Genomic DNA, 23,888 nt, shown 5'->3' with positions numbered 1-23,888 from the left:
CTAAAAACTGAACTAAACAAAACCCTCCCCTTGCGGGGAGGGCGTAACTCCGGTAACAGCTTAGCCTCAAAGCCCTGTTGCCCCGGAGACTGGCTGGTAAGGGCTTTGTACGCGTTTTATTGCCGTAAGTCGTAACCAATGATGGTGTTGTCCGACTTCAGAAAGAAGAACGCACCAAAATCTTCATCCACCAGGTATTCAGGTTTTTTGTCTTTGGTAATAATCTGGCCATCCGGCTTACCGGTATCTTTATTGAGTCTGATAAGGCCCACACCCTCATCCAGTGAAGTTTGGATATAGAGGCTGTTTTTGGTAGCCGCTGTGGCGCTGAAACGCTGTTTCATAATAGCGGCTGCGCTGCCGGCCATCCCGGAGAATGATTTGGCATTATTTGATGCACGAGCTTCTTCGTCTTCCACATAAAACGGTGAAGCACCCTGCATCATCCCTGCTTTGGCGGCATTAGCAGTACCGGCCGCCACGCTGGCGGCCAGTACAGCACCGGCCAGCAACTTACCGGCAATGCTGGTGCCGGGGGCTTTGTAAAACACGCTGTACTTTACATTACCATCGTAATCAACCAGCATGGCATTCTGGTTGGCTGACAGGAGAATACCTGCTTCACGGAATTCAATTTTTGAAGGATTTTCATCGCCTTTAAAAGCGATGTCGCATACTTTTTGGGAGGTGGCGTCACGCGTAATGAAAAACAACTCGTTGCCCGTGCTTACTACGAACCGGTTATTTTCACGATCAACCCCAGTTATCAGTTGTTCTACTTTTCTGAACTTGGCCGGCTCCTTCGCAAACCCGCCATCCTGCAGGTTAACCACCCCCATTTTAACACCGCTGAGATAAAACAGGGTACCATCCGGGTTAAGGGCAAATATCCGGTAAGGCGCACCCGTATCAATATTTTTGCTCAGTTTCAGTGCACCGGTGTGTAGCAAGGTGTTTACCTCTCCGGTAGAAGTACCAAACACCACGCCTTCGGGCTGGAAGATAAATTCGCGGATGCCTCCCTTATCGCTATAAGGCTTCTTCCACAGTTTTTGCGCGGTGCCCGGATCAAACAGGTTTACTTCAAACGATTTTTCTTCTTCTGCATACACCCATAATCCTTCTTTCAGAATTTCAATGCGCTTCACGGCCCCGTCCAGACTAATCGGCTTGGCCCACATCAGCGAGCCGTCTTTTGCATTGATTTTGTAAATCTTGGCCTTCAAATAAGGGCCATACGCATAAACTACCTGGTTCTCTTCATCAAACAGGTATTTCAATGTACCGTTTGAATTATTGAGTTTGGTGGTGAACCACTCTATCTTGTTGGTGCGCAGATTCACAACCACTACACTCTTGGTGGTGGTCATAATAAACCGATCGTCTTCCACCACCATACTTACCGGAAGACCGCCACCGGTTAGCTTTTTGTCTTTCAGGTCAATGAGCGCCAGTTCTTTGTTCGAACCCAAATCATACATACCAATGCAGGTAGCTGATTTTAGTTTATTGTTTGCTCCCCAGATCACCATTTTCGCTTCATCGGCAACAAAATAGTAGCCTGCCGGTCCCGTCCAATCATTTTTCTGGCTTTCAAAAACCGGTTTGCCGGTAAAGTAGTCCAGCAGCACATAGGATGGCATTTTACCAACCGCTGTATTTTTAAGCATAACCCAGGGCAACCCTTCAATCAAATCCATTTCGTTGAGTTTGATCTTGCCTAACTCGGTGTAATCGTACAACAACTGGTTGTTGTGTGCTTCAATGGCGGTAAAGCCTTTTGAATGACCGACCAATAAAATACCACCGGGAGCAAGCGTCCAGGTTTCCCATTTGTTTGGCAACGTGTATGTGTACTTGGGTTGGATGGTGTTCTGTGCCCACACCGGGGAACAGAGCACCCAAAGGAGAAGAATTTTTTTCATGGCTTTGAGGTTTAAATTTTCAAAGCCAATTTCTTCTAACCCTGCTCCCGGGGCATTACCTGAAAATAAGGATTATGCTACCGGAATTCCGGTAAACTCAGTCGAGCAGACCTTCTGTCAGGGCCATGCGGATGAGTGCGGCCGAATTGCGGGCATTGAGTTTCTTCAACAGGTTTTTACGGTGGGTTTCTACTGTTGCGGGCGAGAGGTTTAATTTTTCAGCTATCGATTTGCTGGATATACCCTCGGCTATCAGTTTCAGTACCTCGCGCTCGCGCTGACTGAGTAGAGCAAGTAATTTTATGTTCGACTCCTTGCGGACTGCGAGCGGGTTTACTTCGAGCATGGATTCGGTAAGTTGGCTGGAATAAAATTTACCACCCTGCCTAACCAGTTGCAACCCGGTAAGAAACTCCTGCCGGGGTGCATTTTTCATGATGTAGCCGCTCACCCCCATTTTAACCATCTTCTGTACAAGGGCCTTTTCCTGATGAAAGGTTAGGATAACAACTTTAGCCTGCGGATTATGTGCGAGTAGTTTTTCGGTGCACTGCAGGCCGTTCATCCGGGGCATTTCCAGATCCATTAAAATGATATCCGGCTTCAGTATCGGGATTTTCCGGAGGGCTTCCTCACCCGAATTGGCATACCCGATTACTTTCCATTCTCCACTTCCTTCAACCAACGCGATAATGCCATCAATAACCAATTGATGATCATCTACCAGGTAAAGGGTACCTTTTTCCATAGTTAATTAGTAACCGGTATGGTAACAGTAACCAGCGTGCCGGCATGGCCGTTTCGTTCGAAAAGAACCGTACCGTTTACACCTTCTAAACGACTGCGGATATTCATCAAACCGTAACCATTATTTACCGTGTTTTCCTTAAAGCCTATTCCGTCATCTTCAACCGTTAAACGTAGTTTGTCCTTCATGCGCAGGAGGTTAACCGACACATTATGCGCTTGGGCGTGCCGGATGATGTTGTTTACCAATTCCTGCACCACCCGAAACAGAGTTAATTCGGTTTGAGCGTTAAATCGCTCCTCTGCCTGGTAGTGATGAAACGAACACTGAACGGAAGTTCCGGAAAAAGTACGGTTCAGTAAATCGCTGATGGCCGGCACCAGCCCCAGTTCGGTAAGCGATCGGGGCATCATCTGATGAGATAGTGTGCGCACCTCGGAAGATGTTTTACGTAGGTTTTCAACCAGCAGGCTGATGTGCGCTTGTGATGTACCCTGATCATTATTATGCAATACCGACTCCAGTTGCATAATAGCCCCGCTTAACTGCTGGCCGATTCCATCGTGTAAGTCGCGGGCAATGCGCTGGCGCTCCTCTTCGGTTGCCTGCAGCACCGCCTGTAAACGCTGTTGCTTTTCGCTAAGCAACAATTGCTGCTCGCGTACTTTTTGCCGTGTACGAAAATAAATGTAGCCGATACCGGTTAACAAAGCCAGCACAATCAGGGCACCAACCAGCATAATATTCTGGCTGCGCTGGCGTGCCAGCAGCAGGTTGCCGTGTTCAATCACCAGTTGCTGATCAAGTATCTTACGCTCTTTTTCAGCGGTTTGGTATTTTATTTCCATTTCGGCCAGGCTTTCGGCATTGCGCTTTGAAAAGCGTTGCTCCAGTATCTCCTGCTGTTTATTGCCATACTCCCTTCCCTTTTGCGCATCGCCACGCCTGTAATAATAGGCCGAAGCATATCGGTACAGGTCGGGAGCATAAAATTCCAATTCGGGCTTTTGGCTGATTAATGCCAGGCCGTTTTCAATAAGCGGCAAAGCCGCATCGGGTTTACCCATATTCAGATAAATTCCGGCTGCAGCCGAGCGGATGTTCATCAAAAACTTATCAGGCAGTTTAATGGAAGGATCATGGTTAATGATTTCAAGATTAAACCGCTGGGCTTCTTCGTATCGGTTCAATGCGGCAAGTGTATTGGCCATGTTGCCGGCCAGGTCGTAATACTGCCGCAGGAATTTATGTTCGCGGGCCAGCGCCAGGCCTGTACGGTAAATTCCTTCCGCTTCTTCATATTTTTTCAGATGATACAGGCAGATGCCAATGTTGTTATACGAAGTGGCTGCCTGTGCCAGCAGGGCGGCATCGCGCAACCGGATTTCCAGTGCCTTCCGGTGATACTCAAGCGCCTTTTCGTATAGGCCCAGTTCCTGGTAAATTAACCCGATGTTATTAAGCGGTGTACTTTGGGGTATTTGTTTGGATTTATCTAATAATTGATTTTGCTTGTTTACCTGAAGAAATAAATCGAGTGCCGTTTGGTAGTGTCCGCGATTCCAGTTGTTGAGGCCCAGGCCGTTGAGGAATTTAACTTCCAAATCGGTAAAACCATGCGAACGGGTTTTTTCAAGGCCGCTTTCAAAATAAAATCGTGCTGAATCGGCAGTTCCTGTAACATCATAATACACGGCTTTAACATACCGGGCATGTGTTTCAAGGTAGGGGTAGGATTTCGTCTTTTCAAGCAGCCGATGTGCTTCCTCCATCTGTTGCCATGCCGTTTTGGAGTCGTTAAAAATGGATTGAAAAGCCAGTTGGAGCAACGCACTGACTTTTATTGAATCATTAGTAGCGGTTTCTGTAATGCGTTTTAAGCTATCTGTTTTTGCCGGCTGTGCCAAAACTCCGGAGAACAGAATGAAACTTAATACTATCAGGCGTATTACCCGCAGTAAAAAAATCATACCAGCCAATGCGTATAATTACTGATGAGCAATTTTAAGCAATTTGCCTTATACATGTCTAGCGGGGCCGACCGGTATATCACAAAAAAAGCGGACGGTAACCGTCCGCTCATTTTAATTCGCTCCGTCTTTCACTGATTTCCGAAGAAGGGGGGATTCTCTGAATTGAATTGCCCGGCCGTGCGCTTTCTCTTCATCATATGAAAATACCTGCGCCTGGGGTGCTGGTTGCCCAGTTCATCGGCAGCATCTTCGCGAATCTCTTTAATGCGGGCATGTTTTATCCGGGCTTGTTTAATGCGGTGATTTTTAATTCGTTCGTGTTTGATGCGCGCCTGCTTAATCCTTAGTTGCTCAACCCGCTGCTGGCTTATGCGCAGCTGCTCAATCCTTTGAGGATTTACAGCGGCCTGGCGTAAGCGGACCTGCTGTGCATTCAATACGGCCTGACGTTGGTCAACACCCGGTCTCAACTGGGCGGTTACTTCAGTTGCAATGCTCATCATCCCGATGAAGATTGCTGCTACTACATTTTTCATAACCCTCTTGTTTATCTGTTTCTTAGATGACCGGCATCGTAAAAGGTTTAACACATTGGCTGTGAAACGCAGCCATTCCACCACTTAGCGGTATTTATTACCTTCGCATTAATGCAAAAATGTACCAGCGGAAAACGATCATATGCCACTGCCGCTCTGGCGGAGGAGGCCTTGTTGGAAGCCCACATTCACTTCGCATATGAACGGGCCAACGGCCCGGTAACGTTTTACCCATGCGAAGAATGTGGCCAGTACCATTTAACCTCGAAAGGCCCGTTGAATGAACGCCTGGCTTCGCTTATTAAAAACGGAGAACTTGAACGTCTTAAACAAGGCCAGGCATGGGCCCGCAAACTCAAAAAATACTAACCTTATCACATTAACATGAAAGGAACACTAACGATTACTTTACTTATTCTTTCCAATGCGTTTATGACGTTGGCCTGGTATGGCCACCTGAAGTTTAAGGAAATGAAATGGAGCCAGAACCTGCCGTTGCTTACCATTATCCTCATCAGTTGGGGCATTGCGTTCTTCGAGTACCTGCTGCAGGTGCCTGCTAACCGCATTGGGTTTAAGGCCTATGGTGGTCCGTTTTCGCTGGTACAACTCAAGGTCATTCAGGAGGTTATCACGCTGGTGGTTTTCGTCGGATTTTCGCTGTTGCTTTTCAAAAACGAAACGTTCCGGTGGAATCACCTGATTGGTTTTTTATTTCTTATTCTCGCGGTTTATTTCATTTTTAAAAAATAAGAGGAATGATTTTTGTTTTATCTGGATGCCCGGTTTCAGGCATCCCGTGAAATTTTTATGGTTGCATGAAAAAAATTCTTCTGTTATTGCTCCTTCTCCAACAGCTTATCAGTCTTGCGCAGGAAACCGACAGCCTGAAGTTGGTGTATCAGCAACTGGATAGCCTCTATATACACGAAGAGGAATCAAAAGGCCGCAAACCGAAGGTGCTTCATGCCGAACCTCTTTACGTTGATTTGATTCGTGACCTGGGGGCTCACAGAGGCGAAAAGGAATGGAACATTGGTTTCGGGATCAGGGATAATGTTCAATTCGACACTTACCAGGCGCTAATTGAATACGAGTTTGCACCGGTGGATCGTTTTGGACTTGAAATTGAATTGCCGATTTCAATCGTTGCACCGTTAAATGGTGCTGAAAGTGATTCGGTACCTCCCAGTCGGCTTGAAAGTTTAAAACTGGCCACACAATGGACGTTTCTGGTTTCAGACGAGCACAACCTCTCGCTGGCATTAGGGTATATCCATGAATTTGAGTTCTCTTCCTTTCGCAATTTTGGCAATCCGTTATTTACCGGAAACATCTTTAATCCATTTTTTATTGCCGCCAAACGTTTTGGCAACAATTACCATGCATTGATCTACACGGGGCCGAAATTTGAACAGGACTTTAAAACGAATCAGTGGCGTAGCCATCATGAAATCAACACCAGTTTTCATTACATGATTACCGGTACCCGCAATTTTATTGGCGTTGAATTTAACAAGCAACTTTATAAATCCGTTTTCGATATGGTGATACGGCCGCAAATTCGGTTGGGTATTGCTGATAATTTTCTGATGGGTATTGTTACGGGAGTTCCGGTTAATCGCGAAAATCAACGCTTTAGTTTTTTTATGCGGATCATCTGGGAACCCGGGCACAAAATTCAAAAACACTAAGAGTCAATTAAGTTCTTCACCGGGTTTGGTTTTCCAGCGCTCATGCATCCACACCCACTGCTCCGGATATTTTCGGATCTCATCTTCAATGATGTTGGTAAATTTTTGAGTATTGGCTACAATATCCTGTTCTTCATTCCCGGTATGCACTAACTCAACTTCGGGGTAACAGTTAACCTCCTGCATGCCATCGTCACGCAAGTGCAAAAATACAGGCACTACCGAGGCACCGGTTTTAAGCGCCAAAACAGCTGCACCAACCGGAGTTGCACAGGGTTTCCCGAAAAAATCAACAAAAACACTTTTAACACGTGTATCCTGATCAATTAAAATGGCTACGGTGCCACCGGCTTTCAATGTTTTCAGTAAACGGACGGTTTCTTTACCGCGTTCAATAGCGGAGGCACCCAGTTTACTTCGCTGACGCCATAATAATTCAGTAAGCCGCTTATCCTTCATGGCGGTACCGATAATCAGCGGCTTATAACCGCGCACGGCCATTTCTGTAGCACACAATTCAAACGCACCGAGGTGAGCCGTAAGAAAAATAACACCTTTACCCTTTGCATAAGCTCTATGAAGAAATTCGGCACCGTGGATTACACGGAGTTTTTCATAGCTGTCGCGTGATGTGACCCGATAAGACCGGATGATGTCTGCACCATTTTTACCTACCATAACAAAAACATTTCGCGCCAGGCGGTGTATTTCAGCTTTGCTTTTTTCATGGCCGTAGGCCATGGTTAAATTGGCAATGGTAATCCTGCGCGACCGGGTAGCCAGATAAAATGAAAGTCTACCAAAGAAGCCAAATACAGTTAACCAGGTTTTACGCGGTACAATTGCTGACAGGCTTATCAAAAACCGAATGACCACATAAATGGTGGTATACCGGATTTTCCTTCGTATTTTCTTCCACCGTTTCATCACGCGGCAAAGATAGCAGAATTGCAACCAGGTGTTTACCTTTGAATAAGGAGATGAAAACACTATACATTGTACGGCATGCCAAGTCCAGTTGGGACGATCCTCTGCAAAATGATTTTGACAGACCGTTGAACGACCGGGGTAAACGAGACGCTCCGCGCATGGGTAAGCGTTTAAAAGAACGCAGCATTAATCCCGGGCTGCTGCTGAGCAGCCCGGCTAAGCGGGCACTTGCAACAGCTAAACGAATCGGCAGGGAAATCGGTTATGATGAAGAAAAAATAAAAACCGACAAACGACTCTATCACGCAGACTCTGAAACTATTCTGGATATCACACAAAACCTCAATAATAAATACGATGCTGTTATGCTGTTCGGGCACAACCCGGGTCTTACTGATTTTGTAAACGAGGTAATGCACGCAAACCTGGATAACCTACCCACCTGCGGTGTGGTAGCTGCCCGCTTCCTTACCGACACGTGGAAGGATATCGAAACCGGCAACAGCGAATTACTGTTTATTGATTTCCCAAAAAACGCTGATTAAAACTTCAACGGGTTTACATCCCAAACTCTTTTTTTAAGAATACCGAACTCCCTGAACCGGTACCCAACCAGTAATTTAAACAAGTTGGTAGAATTGGAAACCCGTACCTCTTCGAACTTTACAATGCGTGTCTGAGCTGAAAAACCGAAACCGCCAAAGAAACGGTTACTGTTGTATCCAACCGCAAACCGGGCTATACCGGTGCTGTTAATACTAATGTCATCGCGTTTCGGACCGGATTCTTCTTCATAATTTATCCAATGATGAGCCGGGCCCAGCGCCACCGTTGCATTAAGAAAAAATTTACGCCACACCAGGTTGTATGAATAACCAGGCGCTACGCTTACCGTAGTATACCGAAGTGACCGAAAACCTGAACCGGTACCCACCACATCCTGAACGGCCGGATCCAGCAGGGCCGAGTCGGCCGTAACCTTAAATGAGTTTATTGTTCCGTACAGCAGCCAAGATCCTTTGCTTCGCAACTGCCTTTCGGCATAGGTAAATGAGGACCGGAGGGAAAACTTGCGGTGGTTAAAGATGTAAACACCCGAAGCACCAAAGTTGCGGGTAACCAAATCAGAACGTTGCGGATAGGGCTGCCCTTTCGGCACGGGGTTATCACTGTCGTTTATATAAAAGCCGTTGTATTTCTGGTAATAGATATCTGCGCCCCATTTTTTCGAAAGAATATTAAGTTGCAGGTCGCGCCCAGTCGATTCTCCATAAATGGATTTACTGTTTTCAGCAAGGGGTATGGCAAACGTAACTTCAAAACCCAAATCAAATACATAAAAGCCGGCACCCAAGGTGAACTTGTTGTTCGGAATAAATTCAACTTTACGTTTGTTTTCTTGCTTATCCTGTATATCAAACGTTAGCGACCGTTGTTTTAATACGGGCCAGATAAAAAAGTGGTCGGGGTACTCCTGAATGTAATAAGCACGCAATGAGTCAGCCGGCTGACCATCGCACGGATAACCCCCCAGGAATACAAGAACCGGTAGCAATAATATCCTCAAAGAATATATTCGCTAAGATCCTTATTTTTTGCCAGCGCACTAAGTTTTTCCTTTACCAGCGCAGCATCAATGCTGATGGATGACCCCGGCTTTATCCTATCCGGAACATCGTACAGGAACTCGTTGAGCAACCGGCTCATAACGGTTTGCAGCCTTCGGGCACCAATGTTCTCCACTTCGGCATTTAGTGTAAATGCCATGCGCGCGATTTCCTGAATTGCCTCATCGGTAAATGAAACCGAAACACTTTCCGCCTCAAATAATGCCTGGTACTGCCGGGTGAGCGCGTTGCGCGGCTCTTTTAATATCCGTACAAAGTCTTCCTGCGTCAGGTTACTGAGTTCAACCCGAATCGGGAAACGGCCTTGCAACTCCGGAATCAAATCAGACGGTTTACTGATATGAAACGCCCCGGCCGCTATAAACAATACATGATCGGTTTTGATAACGCCATACTTTGTATTTACCGTGCTTCCTTCCACAATCGGCAACAAGTCGCGCTGTACACCCTCGCGGCTCACGTCAGGGCCGCCTCCTCCCTTCTTGTAGCCGGAGGCAACTTTATCAATTTCATCAATAAAAATAATTCCTGAATTTTCGGCCAGCCGGATGGCCTCTTCTTTTACTTCATCCATATCAATAAGCCGCGCAGCTTCCTCTTCCAGCAAAATGCGCCTGGCTTCAGCCACGGTAACCTTTTTCTTCCTGGCTTTCTTGGGTAACATGCCGCTCAGCATTTCCTGCAGGTTCATCATCGAAACCTCGTCCATCATACCGGCACCAATCATACCAATGTTCGGGTTACCCGATGGCTTGATGTTGATTTCAATTTTGCGTTCTTCCAGCTCGCCATTTTTCAGTTTTTCTCTGAACAGGTGGCGTGTTCGTTCATTAAGTTCGATGTCGTTGGTTGGTGTTTCATCGGCTGCGGTTTCTGGTTGACCCAAAAAGCCGGTGCGTACCGGTTGCTGCCGAAGGGGCGGTATAAGCGCATCCAGAATAATGTCTTCTACTGCCTGCACTGCCTTGTCGCGTACTTCTTCCTTTTTGCGGGCCTTTACCATGTTTACCGACTGCTCCACCAGGTCGCGCACCATACTTTCCACATCACGCCCCACATATCCCACCTCAGTAAACTTTGATGCCTCCACTTTTACAAATGGAGCATCAGCCAGTTTGGCAAGCCTGCGGGCAATTTCGGTTTTACCTACCCCGGTCGCGCCAATCATCAGGATATTGTTCGGGATAATTTCCGACCGTAATTCGGACTGCACATTCATTCTCCGCCACCGGTTGCGCAAGGCAATGGCCACATTGCGTTTGGCTTCGGCCTGGCCCACAATGTACTTGTCCAGTTCGGCAACAATCTGCCGGGGTGTTAAGTATTTTTCTGTAATCATAATTCCTTTCGCTTCATCAGCATTGATTTTGTATTAACGTTAAGCGTAAATGCATAAGCCGCGTTGCCCACGCTATAGGTTGCCCTGCTAAGCGCGCATTCAAATTGTTTTACACGTACCAAAAATCCAACTGTAAATCCCCGCATACCTGAACCGCTCTGTACCTGTAACTCCTGCTGCCGCAGGCCGTTGTAGCCGATTAAAACGTTTACGTTTTTATGGATAAGCAGTTCAGCTCCTACGTTAAGGTGCCGAAAAAATTCCGTTACCAGCGATTGGTCGCGGTACGCCTTGCCCAGGTTGGTCAGGTTAAACAAGGTAATTGAAAACCGCACCGGCATGTGCTCGGGCTTGCTGGTAGCGCCTATCTGAATATCAAAAGGCAAATCCGAATTACTGGTTTCAGAAAATTCGTTGAGTATAAAACCCAGGTTGCGAAACACCATGCCCACCACCAGTTGCTTTTGCGGATGAATAAAAATTCCGCCCACATCGGTGAGCAGGGCCGTTCCGCGAAAGCCGGCTAAATTCGAGAAAACACCTTTAATGCTTGCACCCAGCCGGAAAACGCCAACCTGGTGACTTTTACCAATTAAAATTTCTGTTTCACCCGATTTGAACATGCCGGTTTCCATACCAGCCGCATCATAGCCGGCCACTTCGCCATAGTTGATATGCCGGATACCAAACGTTACTGCGCCTGCTTTGGAAAAATCATGTGCGTACGAAAAAGTGGCCTGCCCGATATCGGCAAGGTAAAAAAGGTAGCCTGCCGAAGCATAGCCCGCCAGTGTATCGCTTATTAAGGCCGGATTATTGAACACAAAATTAACATCCTCATCGGCCAGTGAAGCATTTACGCCACCCAGGGCTGCCAGCCGGGCATGTGCCGGTACATTTAAAAACTGAAATGATTTATTTCCTCCCGACTGCCCCCAGGTTACCGCAACACCGTGTACCAACGCTATGATTAATACCCTCTTCAACCCTGCAAGGCTACTGAATTTTAGCCGGATTTTCAGCCTGGATTTTTTTGATCTGTAAAACTGAACCGCAAGGGGTTCTTCACCCTTTCTTTCATCAGGGCTATTTTCAGTACATCATCCACCGTATCCACAAAATGAAAGCGAAGGCCTTTCAGGTAATGCTTTTCAATTTCATCAATATCCTTTTTGTTTTTTGCACTCAGAATTATTTCGCTGATTCCGCTTCGCTTGGCAGCCAGTATCTTCTCTTTAATGCCGCCCACCGGCAATACTTTTCCGCGCAAGGTAATTTCACCCGACATGGCCAGCCTGGCTTTTACCTTCCGCTGCGTATAAACCGAAGCCAGCGAGGTAAGCATGGTGATGCCTGCCGAGGGGCCGTCTTTCGGTACGGCACCGGCCGGAACGTGAATGTGCAAATCGTATTGCTGAAATACGCGTGGGTCAATGCCCAGGGTTTCGGCATTCGACTTCAGGTAAGAAAGTGCCGCCATGGCCGACTCCTTCATTACCTCGCCCAGCTGACCCGACAAGGTTAAAGTTCCTTTGCCCTTACTTAAACTTGATTCGACAAACAAAATTTCTCCTCCCACCTGTGTCCAGGCAAGTCCGGTAACTACTCCGGCAATATCGTTCCCCTGGTAGAGTTCTTCATCAAAAATTTCAGGGCCTAAGGCTTTACGGATCACTTCATCATTTACTGTTTTGGTGTAAGGTTCACCCATGGCTACCGATTTGGCTATGTGGCGGATGATGGATCCGATTTTACGTTCGAGGGTACGCACACCCGATTCGCGGGTGTACCGATCAATAATTTTGGCAACCGTCTTTCGGGTAAAGGTGCAATCGGTTTCTTTCAGGCCATGTTCGGTCAGTTGCTTGGGTACCAAGTGCCGCAGCGCTATTTCGGTTTTCTCTTCAAGCGTATAACCTGTTATTTCGATAATTTCCATCCGGTCGCGTAACGCAGGATGGATGGTATCCAACGAATTGGCTGTTGCAATGAAAAGCACCTTAGAGAGGTCGTACTCTACTTCCAGGTAATTATCGCCAAAGGTGCTGTTTTGTTCAGGGTCGAGTACTTCCAACAATGCCGATGACGGATCGCCCCGGAAATCAGACCGGACTTTATCAATCTCATCGAGGATAAATACCGGATTTGAAGAGTGGGCTTTTTTAATGTTCTGCAGAATCTTACCCGGCATGGCTCCGACATAGGTTTTCCGGTGCCCGCGGATTTCGGCTTCATCGTGCACACCGCCCAGCGACATGCGCACATACTTTCGGCCGAGGGCTTTTGCTATTGAACGGCCAAGCGAGGTTTTTCCTACTCCCGGAGGGCCATACAGGCACAGGATGGGCCCCTTCATATCCTGCTTCAGTTTGAGTACCGCCAGGTATTCTAAAATCCGGGTTTTTACTTTTTCCAGACCAAAGTGGTCGGCATCGAGAATTTTTCGCGCCTTCTTTAAATCAAAATCATCAATCGTGTATTCACCCCAGGGCAGATCCAGCATAAACTCCACGTAGTTCATCACCACGGGGTATTCGGCCGCCTGCGGGTTTATGCGTAATAACTTATCCAACTCCTTATTAAAATGGTCAGCCACCGGTTTGGCCCATTTTTTCTGTTCGCCTCGTTTTCGCAGGGCCTCCACTTCCTTGTCGGGGGTATCGTAACCCAATTCATCCTGCAGCACCTTTATCTGTTGCCGTAAGAAGTAGTCGCGCTGCTGCTGGTCAATATCGGTATGTACTTTCTTCTGGATTTCGTTTTTAATTTCCAGCATCTGGATTTCGCGCAGCATAAACTGAAGCAACAGCGTGCCGCGATCCATAATGTTTTCGGTTTCCAGAATTTTCTGTTTATCGGCTACTTCAACATTAAGATTAGATGACAGAAAATGAATAAGAAACGGAACACGTTGAATGTTATCCAGCGCAATCTGTGCTTCCTGCGGGATTTCGGGGTTTAGTTTTAAAATTTTAAAAGCCGATTCTTTAAGCGATTGTACGAGTGCTTTTGCTTCTTTAGTCATTTCAATGGGCACTTCGCGCTGCAGGGCAACACGGGCGGTAAGCCAGGGATCTTCCTGCACAAAATCCGTTACATGAAAGCGGTTCTTACCCTGGATAATTATAGTAGTGTTGCCATCGGGCAGTACCAGCATTTTAATGATGCGCGCAACAGTACCCGTGCGGTATAATTCTTCGGTTGAAGGCTCTTCGGCCTGGGCGTTCTTTTGGGCAATAACGCCTATTATGCGGTTGCCTTGGTAAGCTTTTTTTACCAGTTTAATGGACTTTTGCCGGCCAACCGTTATGGGGATAACCACCCCCGGAAACAACACCGTGTTCTTTATTGGCAGAATAGAAAGCTCATCGGACAGATCCTCTGGCTTCAAATCGCTTTCCTGTTCAGGGTTTATTAACTGGATCAGTTCATCGCCATCGTCCTGAACAAGCTGTATGGGCATCGTTTTAAACATGCAGGGGTTGTGTCAAATTGGCATCCGTTAAGTCAGTAAAAAGGACAACGGATATAGGGCCCATATGCTGACAATAGCAATGCCAATACGTTGTAAAAGAAGCAAAATTGTTTCAACTTTAGCGATATGGCTTTTTCCGGCAAAACAAGCTGATGTGAAAACCTATTTTTTTAACTGCATTATTGGCATTTGCCTGCTCGTCCATTTACCTGCCCAAGCGCAGAAAAAAAAGGAAAAACTAAAGAGTGCAGGCGTAGTGCAACTTAATGATAGCCTGACAACTTACAGCCAATCTGACATTTTCAGTTTTCCTAACCTAAATAACATTGCCAACTACACCAATCGTGAGAAGCTGAACCACATCCGGCAACTGGAGGCATCGGGTGCCGAAGAGGCCCTCTACCAGGCACTTAAAGCCTATGTTACAAACTTTGGTATTGAAAACTTTTCGCGTAATACCTCCCTGCTCTGGCAACTGGCCCGGCTTTCGGAGAAACACGGCCCAAAAGGCGAAGCCATATTACTCTATAAGTTGGTACTGAAACACCATGTGCCTCATGCCGATATCACTAAAATTCAGAAAGAATACGATGTGCTTACTGAGAATCAGCGCGACTACTACGTTCCATTAGAACAATACTACCAACTGGTGGAGTATCGCAAAGAAATTGATACCCTGCGCCCCCCGCATGGCGTATTACTGAATATGGGCATCGGAATAAACTCACCGAAAGAAGACTATGCCCCTACCATCGGCAATGTGGATACGCTGCTGTTGTTTACCTCCAAACGAAACATGCACGCCAGCTTAATCGAACGAAAATACGATGAGGATTTATTTTTCAGCGTGCGCGAATTCGGCTTATGGATGGATGCACAGGAGTACAACGACATCAATACCAGCGATAACGAGGGCTCGGCCTGTCTGAGTCATGATGGAAAGCAGTTGTACTTTGCGCGGTGTAAAACCGAACCGAAAGGCGATTGCGATATTTTCATTGCCGAATTAAAAGCAAACAACACCTGGGGTAATGTGCGTAACCTGGGCCCGAACATTAATTCCATCTACTGGGATTCGCACCCTTCACTTTCGCACTCAGGCGATACCCTTTTCTTTGCATCCGACAGGACTGGCGGATTTGGCCAAACCGATATTTACTATTCTGTTAAAGATGAAAACGGCAACTGGCAAAAGGCCCGGAACATCGGACCCATTATTAATACACGACAATCCGAGGTAAGTCCGTTTTTTCATCACAAGTTCAACGTGCTCTATTTCAGTTCAAACGGACAACCCCTCAACTTTGGCGATTTTGATATTTACAAGTCGTACAAACAGGGCACCCAGTGGGGTGAGCCTAAAAACATCGGGCCGCTGGTAAACGGGCCGGGCAGCGAATATTATTTTACCATCGACTCAAAATCGAAGGATCTCTATTACGCGCGCTCAGAAAGTGATGACCCCAAAAACCTCGATCTGTTTTCGTTTCCGGTGCCTATGGAGGCTCAACCCGAAGCGATTGCTCAGCTAAAAGGTACGCTGACCAACAGCCAGACCGGCAACCCGATGAAGGGGATTGTATCGATTATTGATCTGGACTACGGTGTTGAGGTGGCTCCGAAATTTCTGAGGCCCGATGGCAGTTTTGATTTCAGCCTGATTAACAAACGCAATTACCTGCTCATCATCCAGGGCGATGATTATTTCCGCATCGAAGAAATTTTCTTTATGGATGGCGATATGGAAATCAATAAGCAAACCGAGCCACTGGAAAGCAAAATTGCCTTTAAATCATTGGAGTTTGAAAGCGGCAAAGCCGATATTCTGCCGGCCATGCACCCGGATTTAAACCGGCTCGGAAATTTTCTGACCGACCACCCCTACCTGAACCTGACCATCAGCGGGCATACCGATTCGGAAGGCCGGGCCGATGCCAACCTGCGGCTTTCGCAGGCACGTGCTGATGCCATCCGCGCTTACCTGATGTACGAATTCAAAATTGATCCGAACCGCATTACCGCCATCGGGTATGGTGGTTCGAAGCCGATTGTGGAGGAAAAAACCGAAGACGACCGCAGGCTGAACCGCAGGGTTGAGTTTGAGATTAGAAATAAACGGAACTAAAACAACTTGATAATGTCGTTGGCAAAAATCAGCACCATCAGCGTAAGCAAGAATACCATGCCTACTTTTTGCGCCCGTTCAAGAAATTTATCGGATGGTTTTCGCTGCGAAATAATTTCATAGCCGAGGAACATCACGTGCCCGCCATCCAGGGCGGGTATGGGCAGCAGGTTCATAAACGCCAATACCAGCGAAAGCACGCCCGTTAGCGACCAGAAGCGCTCCCAGTCCCACGTGCGGCCAAACGCCTGCATAATGCCAATCGGGCCGGAAAGCGATTCCTTCGGAGAGAGTACACCCGAAATAATTTTTCCAAATGCTTTTACCTGTACCACCAGCGTGGTAAAGGCACGCGATGTACCCAACGGGATGGACTGGAAAAATCCGTATTGAATTTTTTCCTCCGCCTCGCTTAAAAACTCCTTCGGCAGGCGGGCATAAAACCCGATAGCGGGCTGCCCTGAAAATTTTTCGCTGAACGAGAGTAATTCGCCACTCCGTTCAACAGTAAACGAAACGGAGTCGGTGCGCGAGCGAACCAGTTTGGTTACTTCGTCATGGTAATAAACCGGCTGGCCGTTAACCTGCTTCAACACATCGCCTTTCTGAAGCCCGACTTTTGATGCAATCGTTCCCGGCATTACTTTTTCAACAACCGAAGGAAAGCGGTACCACAGAAAGTTAGCAAGTCCTTCTTTCCGGTTAAACCGCTGAATGAAGTCAGGCGGAATGGCAATCACTACTTCCTGCCCGTTGCGCTCAACGGTGTACGATGCGTTATCGGCCAGCAGGTTGTTCGGGTCAACCAGTTCCTGAAAGTAGCGGTAATCATGTCCGTTAATTTTAACAATCCTGTCACCGGTTTGCAAGCCAATGCTTTCTCCGGCTGCGCCCACAACAAAACCACCGTTCTCATTGATTTTATCTTTAAGCAGGTACGAATCGCCAAAGAAATAGGTGATGCCGATAAAAATCAAAATTCCCACCAGTACATTAACAATAATGCCGCCAAGCATCACAATAAGCCGTTGCCAGGCCGGCTTGCTGCGGAACTCCCAGGGCTTGGGTTCCTGTTTCATCGCTTCGGTATCAAGCGATTCATCAATCATACCGGATATTTTTACATAGCCTCCCAACGGGATGGCACTGATGGCATATTCGGTATCGCCTTTTTTAAACGACACGATTTTAGGCGGAAACCCAATGGAGAACTGTTCCACCCGCATACCAAAATATTTTGCAGCCAATAAATGGCCCATTTCATGTACGGCAACCAAAATTGAAATGCTCAGCAACAGCTGGGCCAGCGAAATCATCCAATCCATTATTTACAGAATTCTAAAGCTCTTGTTCTTGTTTCTTTGTCCGTTTCAACGTAATCCGCGTAAGCAGGATTACCGATATAAGCAATTTTTTCGAGGCATCGTTCCACTACATCCGACATTTTCAGAAAACCGATTTTGTCGCTCAGGAATTGCGCCACGGCCACTTCGTTGGCGGCATTGAGTACGCAGGGCATGTTTCCGCCCCGCCTCAGCGCCTCAAAAGCGAGTGCAAGATTACGAAAAGTTTCGGTATCGGGTTTTTCGAAGGTCAGGCTTGGGTAATCCGAAAAATTAAACCGGGGGAAATCCGACTTGAGCCGGTCGGGGTAGGTAAGCGCAAACTGGATGGGCAGGCGCATATCGGGCAGGCCCATCTGGGCCTTTATGGAACCATCTTCGAACTGCACCATCGAGTGAATGATGGATTGCGGGTGAACTACAACCTCTACCTGCTCGGCTTTTAGCCCGAAAAGCCACTTGGCTTCAATTACCTCGAGGCCTTTGTTCATAAGCGTGGCCGAATCAATAGTAATTTTAGCACCCATGTTCCAGTTGGGGTGCTTCAGGGCCTGGGCACGGGTTACGTTGGTAAGATCTTCTCTCTTCTTTCCGCGAAAGGGTCCACCGGATGCGGTAAGAATGATCTTTTCAATGCGGTTATGAAACTCGCCCGCCAGGCATTGAAAAACAGCCGAGTGTTCCGAATCAACCGGGTAAATGTTCACTCCCTTTTCACGCGCCAGACTGGTGATGAGCGCTCCGGCAACAACCAGTGTTTCTTTGTTTGCCAATGCGATGGTCTTGCCGGCTTCAATAGCCTTAATGGTCGGCAGAAGACCGGAGTAGCCCACCAGCGCGGTAAGCACCAGGTCGATGCTGTCCATCTGCACCACCGATGCCAGCGCACCATCACCGGCAAATACCTTTACAGGGTATTGCTGCAATGCTGATTTTACTTTTGCGTAGTGCTCTTCTATTCCGATTACAACCGCATTGGGTTTAAATTCAATGGCCTGTTGTATGAGTAAATCAGCGTTGTTCTGTGCCGTAATAACTTCCACTTCAAATGCATCCGGATGAGCCCGCACCACATCAAGCGCCTGCGTGCCGATGGAACCGGTGGAGCCGAGAATGGCGATATGCTTTTTTTTGATCAAAATAGATTACAATTTAAACATACTGAGTAGGTCGGCAATTTTCCGATCATTCGAAAGCCGGGGTACTTTATTTTGCCCGCCTAATTTACCCTGCGATTTCATATACTCAACGAAGGCATTCGGTTTCAGCAAGGTTATCTTCAGCGGCTGCAGGATACTTCCGGTAATCAGGTCATCGTAGTAAACATTTAATGCCCGCATTTGGTTATCCAGGTTCAAGGCAAAGGAGGCCAGGTCGGCTGGCGCTTTTCCAAATTCAACAAGCCACTCATGGTGTGGCGGGCCCTCCGAAGGTGTTACCTGCGGTGCCACGGTAAACTCGGTAAGTTCAACTTCCGGAAATTTCTGCATCGTGGCTTTCATGGCCTTTTCGACTTCTTCACCGATTACGTGTTCGCCAAAAGCCGATATAAAATGTTTAATACGGCCGGTAACCAGCAGCCGGTATGGGTTTTTGGAAACAAACTTTACCGTATCGCCAATGGAGTATCCCCACAGTCCGGCATTGCTATTAATAATGAGTGCATAGTTTTTACCCAGTTCAACTTCTTCAATGCTTAGTCGTGTTGGGTTTTCAGCAAAATATTCTTCTGCCGGAATAAACTCATAAAACATGCCGTTGTTGAGCAGCAGCAGTAAGCCCGGTTCATGCTGCGAATCCTGGTAAGCGATGAAACCTTCGGAGGCCGGATAGGTTTCGATGGAGTCAACTTTCTTGCCGATGGATTCCTCCAGCCTGGCCCGATACGGCTCAAAATTAACACCCCCGTAAACAAACACCGAGAAATTAGGAAACACATCTTTAATCTTCTTTCCGGTGCGCGCATGTATACGGTCAAAATACATTTGTACCCATGGCGGTATGCCCGATATCAGCGTCATGTTGGCATGCAGCGTTTCATCTATTATTCGTTCAAGTTTTTCTTCCCAATCCTCAATGCAATTGGTAGCATACGAGGGCTTCTGGTTGGTACGCAGGTAACCCGGCACCAGGTGATTGGAGATGCCCGACAACCTGCCGGTTTTAATGCCGCCAATTTCTTCCAGTTCCGGACTGCCCGAAAGGAAAATCAGGTTGCCATCCAGAAAGGAAGCGTTACCTGTTTGATGAACATAACTTAGCGTTGAATTGCGGGCACTTATAAAATGACTGTATTTCGACTCGTGCGAAATAGGTATGTACTTGGTGCCCGAAGTAGTACCCGAAGTTTTGGCCAGGTAAGCCGGCTTGCCTCTCCACAACACATCGCCTTCACCCGTTAAAATCCGGTCGATGTAAGGCTTCAGTTGTTCATAATCGCGAACCGGTACTTGCTTTTTAAAGTCTTCGTATGACTGAACAGTTGTGAACCCGTGATCCCTACCGAAAGCAGTATGGCTTGCCTGCCGTATAATTTTTGTGAGTGTTTGCAACTGAACACGACCGGGTTGGCTGGCCCATTTCCGGGTCTGTGCAGCCACATAAGCAGCAAAAGGTTTGGCAAGTACTGAGCGGATTCCCATAAAAGCCAAAAGTAAATATTTTGTCCGCGCAACCGAAAAAACCGCAAAACCGTAGGGCAGATTATATTTACACCAAAATAGGCGGGCGAATCAACTTTTGCTCTTTGCCAAACATCAAACCGGATAGCATCGTTATGAATACACTCAAAGTTATTGTTGTGGGCTTCCTTGCCGGACTGGCAGGCGCCTTTATGGGTTTTCAATTCTTTATCAAGAATGATAGCAGTAAGCCTCAACCCGATACAGTTTTCACCAATGTACATTACGATTCGCCTGCTTACCCGGTAACAGTTCCTGAAATTTCCGGTTCGGCAAACCCTACAGAGCTAACCGACTTCAGCACGGCAGCCAACAAAGCCATACCCAGTGTGGTGTACATCAACAGCATTTTTAAAGGAACCTCATACTCTCCGTTCGACTGGTTTTTCGGTGGAGGAACAACGCAAACCCAGGTAAGCAGCGGCTCCGGTGTCATCTTCACCCGCGATGGCTACATCATTACCAACAACCACGTGGTTGAATCGGCCGAGCGCATTGAAGTAAACTATAATAAAAAGGTGTATCCGGCCGAACTGATTGGAACCGATCCTTCAACTGATTTAGCAGTACTAAAGATTGAAGAGACCAACCTGCCGGCCATTACACTGGGCTCATCCAAAGAACTTCAGGTGGGCGAATGGGTAGTGGCAGTCGGAAATCCTTTTTCGCTTTCGTCAACCGTAACAGCCGGTATTGTAAGCGCCAAAGGAAGAAGAATTGGAATTCTGGAGGGCAAGTTCCCAATCGAATCTTTTATTCAAACTGATGCAGCCATTAACCCCGGCAATAGCGGTGGGGCACTGGTAAACAAAGCAGGAGCGCTGGTCGGCATCAACACGGCCATCCTCTCCCGTACGGGCAGTTACACCGGCTACGCTTTTGCCGTGCCGGTGGACATTGCCAAAAAAGTTTTTGATGACCTTGTAAAATATGGTGTGGTACAAAAAGCCCTTTTTGGCGGAAACGTGATTGAATACAATTTTCAAAACGCAAGGAAGTACGATTTAAAAACCGAGGGAATTGATTTTAAAGGCGTATTGGTTGAAAGCCTGGATAAGGAAGGGCCCGCGGTAAAGGCCGGTTTAAAACCTGGCGATGTGATTATACGAATCAATAATGCAGAAGTAAACAGCCAAAGTGCATTCGAGGAAGAACTGGCCTATCGTTATCCGGGCGATAAGATTGCAGTTACTTACCTGCGCGATAATAAAACATCAACGGCCTCGGTTACGCTGGTCAACAAATCGGGCACCACCGAAATTGTAAAACGGAAAATTTATTCTTCGGCTTCGCTGGGTGCCGAACTGGAGGCCACCGATTACGGCATAAAAGTTTTCAAGCTGAAAGACAAAAGCGTGCTCAAGCAAATCGGGGTACCCGAAAACTTCACCATCATTGCCATTAACCGTGTACGGGTTAAGGAGCCGGAAGATGTAATTGAGTTTTTTGAAAAATTTAAAGGACGAGGATATATCTATGGTGTTAACAGTGCCAAGCAGCAGGTGGAGATACCGTTTATTATCCGGTAACACCGGTCACCAAAGCCTGGCACCCCTGCCTGACAATTTTTCAAACACCCTTGCCATTTTGTAAGGTCGGGCCGATAATCATTAGTTATCACAACGGTAAATCAATAAGGCAAACCATTGGTACGGAGCTTGTTAACGGGGTATCAGCTCAACTATTCTGTTAGTAACTTAATTCTAAAAAGCGGTTATGGAAAAGTTGGCATTGGTATTAACCCTGATAACCCTGTTTACCATAGGTTTGATAATCGCCATGGTGGTTTTCCAAAACTACCTGCTTCCCAACAACAACGAGACTGGAAACTATTACCGGCAAGCTCAAAAAAGTAAACCTGATACAAGACAGTAACCGCAAATAGCGTTCAATCCGTATATTTGTTAAATCATTTTTTAGATGAGAAAACTTTTTGCGCTTGGTCTGATTTTTTGCGCTACCCTGGCCTACTCCCAAAGTTCCAACGATTTGATGCTGGGTGGCGCCATGGACTTCCTGAAAACCGATAACGATAACCTGTTTGATAAAGCCCAGGTTGGCTTTGAGCTGAACTACTTTGTCATCCGCAAATTCACCATAACAGCCGGGGCGGAAATCTGGACAAAGCGCGATGAGAGTTTTGTGTTTGGCAGCCGGTATTACTTTACCGACCACTTTTTTGCCCGCGGCCGCGGGCTGATTGGCCAAAATGATTTTTCATTAGGTGCAGGTGGTGCTATACCATTAAAAAACAGCTGGCGGCTCGAACTGATTGGTGACTTCTACTTTGAAGGCGAGTTTGCCGTTCGAACCGGGTTAGCGTATATCATTCCATTGAGGTAGGAATTACTGATCAACAAATCTTATAATCCGAACATACCACCAACAAATGCTGTTGGTAAGAAATAATTTATCGTCTTGCAGCAAGAGATGCTTCGCCACGCTCAAAGCATGGCGAAGCATAACAAATTCACTGTCGTACTGAGCTCCGCTGCAAGGGGGCGAAGAACCTCTTACCAAAATACGATGAAAATGTTACTTTCTGCATGGTCTCTGTACTCATTCTTCTTTCATCTCACACGTAGGATAAGAACTCCAACGTAGGCTAAAAGTTCTTCCTCTTGGTATCAAGAGATGCTTCGCCACGCTCAAAGCATGGCTCAGCATAACAAATACACTGTCGTACTGAGCTCCGCTGCAAGGGGGCGAAGAACCTCTTATCAAATAGGATCGGAATGTTTCGAATAAGGGGGGCGCACAATAAAAAAATCCCGGCCGATACCGGGATTTTTAACCTTATTTTAACATGCTCTGCTTGTGCTACTGCGCAGCGGCAAACCGTTTCGCCACCTCGGCCCAGTTTACCACATTCCACCAGGCAGCGATGTAATCCGGCCTGCGGTTCTGGTAGTTAAGGTAGTAGGCGTGTTCCCAAACATCCAGGCCTAGAACAGGTGTTCCTTTTACTTCAGCAACATCCATCAGCGGATTATCCTGGTTGAGCGTTGAGGTAATCTGCAGCTTCTTGCTTCCATCCACAATCAGCCAGGCCCAGCCTGAGCCAAACCGGCCGGCACCGGCCGCAGCGAACCTGGTTTTGAATTCATCAAAATTGCCAAAGGCCGAATTAATCGCATCGGCCAGCGCACCGGTTGGCACACCCCCCGCATTCGGGCCCATAATGGTCCAGAACAAACTGTGATTGTAATGGCCTCCCCCGTTGTTGCGCACGGCCACCGGGTACTTCGAAACGTTTTTGCAAATCTCCTCAATACTCAGTTTGTCAGCATCGGTGTTGGCAATGGCGTTGTTCAGGTTGGTTACATAAGCGTTATGATGCTTGCCGTGGTGAATTTCCATGGTGCGGGCATCAATATGAGGTTCAAGCGCATTAAAGGCATAGGGTAAATTCGGCAACGTAAACGGCATAATCGGATTGTTTAGTGGTTAAACATTAAAGATTTCAAATATACTCTTGAAACAAGAGAGAT

At 47.1% G+C, this 23,888-nt stretch carries 21 protein-coding genes; 8 read left to right on the top strand and 13 right to left on the bottom strand.

Features of this window, described 5'->3' with window-relative positions:
* Positions 1-116: 116 nt before the first annotated feature.
* From HRU69_08065 to HRU69_08050, 4 genes are all read right to left on the bottom strand, one after another.
* On the bottom strand, positions 117-1,925 hold the full coding sequence (locus HRU69_08065) for a hypothetical protein (GenBank protein ID QOI97446.1): 1,809 nt from the start codon (positions 1,923-1,925) through the stop codon (positions 117-119).
* A gap of 97 nt (positions 1,926-2,022) precedes the next feature.
* Positions 2,023-2,673, bottom strand: a complete 651-nt coding sequence (locus tag HRU69_08060) for a response regulator transcription factor (GenBank protein ID QOI97445.1) — start codon at positions 2,671-2,673, stop codon at positions 2,023-2,025.
* A 2-nt stretch (positions 2,674-2,675) separates the two neighbouring features.
* On the bottom strand, positions 2,676-4,643 hold the full coding sequence (locus HRU69_08055) for a sensor histidine kinase (protein ID QOI97444.1): 1,968 nt from the start codon (positions 4,641-4,643) through the stop codon (positions 2,676-2,678).
* Positions 4,644-4,774: 131 nt separating this feature from the next.
* Positions 4,775-5,182 (bottom strand): hypothetical protein, encoded by a 408-nt coding sequence (locus HRU69_08050; GenBank protein QOI97443.1) that lies wholly within the window; start codon positions 5,180-5,182, stop codon positions 4,775-4,777.
* 111 nt (positions 5,183-5,293) lie between these two features.
* On the opposite strand from HRU69_08050, the gene HRU69_08045 reads away from it, so the two are divergent.
* The 3 genes from HRU69_08045 to HRU69_08035 all read left to right on the top strand — a co-directional run bounded on the left by HRU69_08045 (position 5,294) and on the right by HRU69_08035 (position 6,876).
* Complete coding sequence (locus HRU69_08045) at positions 5,294-5,551, top strand: hypothetical protein (protein QOI97442.1); 258 nt, start codon at positions 5,294-5,296, stop codon at positions 5,549-5,551.
* 15 nt (positions 5,552-5,566) lie between these two features.
* The gene (locus HRU69_08040; protein ID QOI97441.1) at positions 5,567-5,935 is read left to right on the top strand and encodes a DMT family protein; all 369 of its coding nucleotides are present in this window, start codon (positions 5,567-5,569) and stop codon (positions 5,933-5,935) included.
* A gap of 65 nt (positions 5,936-6,000) precedes the next feature.
* Entirely contained in the window at positions 6,001-6,876 is an 876-nt protein-coding gene (locus HRU69_08035; protein ID QOI97440.1) for a phosphoribosylformylglycinamidine synthase, read from the top strand.
* Between the two features lie 3 nt (positions 6,877-6,879).
* Here HRU69_08035 and HRU69_08030 read toward each other — a convergent pair whose 3' ends face one another.
* A complete protein-coding gene (locus HRU69_08030) occupies positions 6,880-7,803 on the bottom strand; it encodes a lysophospholipid acyltransferase family protein (protein QOI97439.1) in 924 nt (307 codons plus the stop codon).
* Positions 7,804-7,856: 53 nt separating this feature from the next.
* On the opposite strand from HRU69_08030, the gene HRU69_08025 reads away from it, so the two are divergent.
* Positions 7,857-8,351, top strand: a complete 495-nt coding sequence (locus HRU69_08025; protein ID QOI97438.1) for a histidine phosphatase family protein — start codon at positions 7,857-7,859, stop codon at positions 8,349-8,351.
* Here HRU69_08025 and HRU69_08020 read toward each other — a convergent pair.
* The 4 genes from HRU69_08020 to lon are packed head-to-tail and all read right to left on the bottom strand — an operon-like array spanning position 8,348 to position 14,248.
* On the bottom strand, positions 8,348-9,361 hold the full coding sequence (locus tag HRU69_08020) for a DUF4421 family protein (GenBank protein QOI97437.1): 1,014 nt from the start codon (positions 9,359-9,361) through the stop codon (positions 8,348-8,350). The genes HRU69_08025 and HRU69_08020 overlap by 4 nt on opposite strands.
* Positions 9,362-9,369: 8 nt before the next feature.
* On the bottom strand, positions 9,370-10,773 hold the full coding sequence (hslU, locus tag HRU69_08015; GenBank protein QOI97436.1) for an ATP-dependent protease ATPase subunit HslU: 1,404 nt from the start codon (positions 10,771-10,773) through the stop codon (positions 9,370-9,372).
* Entirely contained in the window at positions 10,770-11,759 is a 990-nt protein-coding gene (gene porQ / locus HRU69_08010; protein ID QOI97435.1) for a type IX secretion system protein PorQ, read from the bottom strand. The genes hslU and porQ overlap by 4 nt, the downstream gene beginning before the upstream one ends.
* A gap of 32 nt (positions 11,760-11,791) precedes the next feature.
* Positions 11,792-14,248: an endopeptidase La gene (lon, locus tag HRU69_08005; protein ID QOI97434.1), complete on the bottom strand. Its 2,457-nt coding sequence runs from the start codon at positions 14,246-14,248 to the stop codon at positions 11,792-11,794.
* A 79-nt stretch (positions 14,249-14,327) separates the two neighbouring features.
* Here lon and HRU69_08000 point away from each other — a divergent pair, with 79 nt between their 5' ends.
* Positions 14,328-16,373 (top strand): OmpA family protein, encoded by a 2,046-nt coding sequence (locus HRU69_08000; GenBank protein ID QOI98865.1) that lies wholly within the window; start codon positions 14,328-14,330, stop codon positions 16,371-16,373.
* Here HRU69_08000 and rseP read toward each other — a convergent pair.
* Genes rseP through HRU69_07985 form a run of 3 tightly spaced genes read right to left on the bottom strand, consistent with a single transcriptional unit; the run spans position 16,370 to position 20,358 of the window.
* Positions 16,370-17,698 (bottom strand): RIP metalloprotease RseP, encoded by a 1,329-nt coding sequence (gene rseP, locus HRU69_07995; GenBank protein ID QOI97433.1) that lies wholly within the window; start codon positions 17,696-17,698, stop codon positions 16,370-16,372. The genes HRU69_08000 and rseP overlap by 4 nt on opposite strands.
* Positions 17,698-18,855, bottom strand: a complete 1,158-nt coding sequence (locus HRU69_07990) for a 1-deoxy-D-xylulose-5-phosphate reductoisomerase (GenBank protein ID QOI97432.1) — start codon at positions 18,853-18,855, stop codon at positions 17,698-17,700. Before HRU69_07990 ends, rseP begins: the two co-directional genes overlap by 1 nt.
* A 6-nt stretch (positions 18,856-18,861) precedes the next feature.
* Entirely contained in the window at positions 18,862-20,358 is a 1,497-nt protein-coding gene (locus tag HRU69_07985; GenBank protein QOI97431.1) for a GH3 auxin-responsive promoter family protein, read from the bottom strand.
* Positions 20,359-20,492: 134 nt separating this feature from the next.
* Here HRU69_07985 and HRU69_07980 point away from each other — a divergent pair, with 134 nt between their 5' ends.
* The 3 genes from HRU69_07980 (at position 20,493) to HRU69_07970 (ending at position 22,740) form a co-directional block, all read left to right on the top strand.
* Positions 20,493-21,926: a trypsin-like peptidase domain-containing protein gene (locus HRU69_07980; protein ID QOI97430.1), complete on the top strand. Its 1,434-nt coding sequence runs from the start codon at positions 20,493-20,495 to the stop codon at positions 21,924-21,926.
* 187 nt (positions 21,927-22,113) lie between these two features.
* The gene (locus HRU69_07975; GenBank protein QOI97429.1) at positions 22,114-22,272 is read left to right on the top strand and encodes a hypothetical protein; all 159 of its coding nucleotides are present in this window, start codon (positions 22,114-22,116) and stop codon (positions 22,270-22,272) included.
* A 45-nt stretch (positions 22,273-22,317) separates the two neighbouring features.
* Positions 22,318-22,740, top strand: coding sequence for a hypothetical protein (locus HRU69_07970; protein QOI97428.1), 423 nt, complete (start codon positions 22,318-22,320; stop codon positions 22,738-22,740).
* Positions 22,741-23,217: 477 nt separating this feature from the next.
* On the opposite strand, the gene HRU69_07965 is transcribed toward HRU69_07970, so the two are convergent.
* Entirely contained in the window at positions 23,218-23,826 is a 609-nt protein-coding gene (locus HRU69_07965; protein QOI97427.1) for a superoxide dismutase, read from the bottom strand.
* Between the last annotated feature and the right edge of the window lie 62 nt (positions 23,827-23,888).

It is taken from the genome of Flammeovirgaceae bacterium (genome assembly GCA_015180985.1).
In the GTDB taxonomy this organism is placed as follows: domain Bacteria; phylum Bacteroidota; class Bacteroidia; order Cytophagales; family Cyclobacteriaceae; genus UBA2336.
This window is presented reverse-complemented; position numbering and strand designations above follow the sequence as displayed.

Bases quoted from the DNA above. Each gene is read 5' to 3' on its own strand.
- HRU69_08065 (QOI97446.1), bottom strand. From the start codon at position 1,925: ATGAAAAAAATTCTTCTCCTTTGGGTGCTCTGTTCCCCGGTGTGGGCA.
- HRU69_08060 (QOI97445.1), bottom strand. From the start codon at position 2,673: ATGGAAAAAGGTACCCTTTACCTGGTAGATGATCATCAATTGGTTATT.
- HRU69_08055 (QOI97444.1), bottom strand. From the start codon at position 4,643: ATGATTTTTTTACTGCGGGTAATACGCCTGATAGTATTAAGTTTCATT.
- HRU69_08050 (QOI97443.1), bottom strand. From the start codon at position 5,182: ATGAAAAATGTAGTAGCAGCAATCTTCATCGGGATGATGAGCATTGCA.
- HRU69_08045 (QOI97442.1), top strand. From the start codon at position 5,294: ATGCAAAAATGTACCAGCGGAAAACGATCATATGCCACTGCCGCTCTG.
- HRU69_08040 (QOI97441.1), top strand. From the start codon at position 5,567: ATGAAAGGAACACTAACGATTACTTTACTTATTCTTTCCAATGCGTTT.
- HRU69_08035 (QOI97440.1), top strand. From the start codon at position 6,001: ATGAAAAAAATTCTTCTGTTATTGCTCCTTCTCCAACAGCTTATCAGT.
- HRU69_08030 (QOI97439.1), bottom strand. From the start codon at position 7,803: ATGAAACGGTGGAAGAAAATACGAAGGAAAATCCGGTATACCACCATT.
- HRU69_08025 (QOI97438.1), top strand. From the start codon at position 7,857: ATGAAAACACTATACATTGTACGGCATGCCAAGTCCAGTTGGGACGAT.
- hslU (QOI97436.1), bottom strand. From the start codon at position 10,773: ATGATTACAGAAAAATACTTAACACCCCGGCAGATTGTTGCCGAACTG.
- lon (QOI97434.1), bottom strand. From the start codon at position 14,248: ATGTTTAAAACGATGCCCATACAGCTTGTTCAGGACGATGGCGATGAA.
- HRU69_08000 (QOI98865.1), top strand. From the start codon at position 14,328: ATGCCAATACGTTGTAAAAGAAGCAAAATTGTTTCAACTTTAGCGATA.
- rseP (QOI97433.1), bottom strand. From the start codon at position 17,698: ATGGATTGGATGATTTCGCTGGCCCAGCTGTTGCTGAGCATTTCAATT.
- HRU69_07985 (QOI97431.1), bottom strand. From the start codon at position 20,358: ATGGGAATCCGCTCAGTACTTGCCAAACCTTTTGCTGCTTATGTGGCT.
- HRU69_07980 (QOI97430.1), top strand. From the start codon at position 20,493: ATGAATACACTCAAAGTTATTGTTGTGGGCTTCCTTGCCGGACTGGCA.
- HRU69_07975 (QOI97429.1), top strand. From the start codon at position 22,114: ATGGAAAAGTTGGCATTGGTATTAACCCTGATAACCCTGTTTACCATA.
- HRU69_07970 (QOI97428.1), top strand. From the start codon at position 22,318: ATGAGAAAACTTTTTGCGCTTGGTCTGATTTTTTGCGCTACCCTGGCC.
- HRU69_07965 (QOI97427.1), bottom strand. From the start codon at position 23,826: ATGCCGTTTACGTTGCCGAATTTACCCTATGCCTTTAATGCGCTTGAA.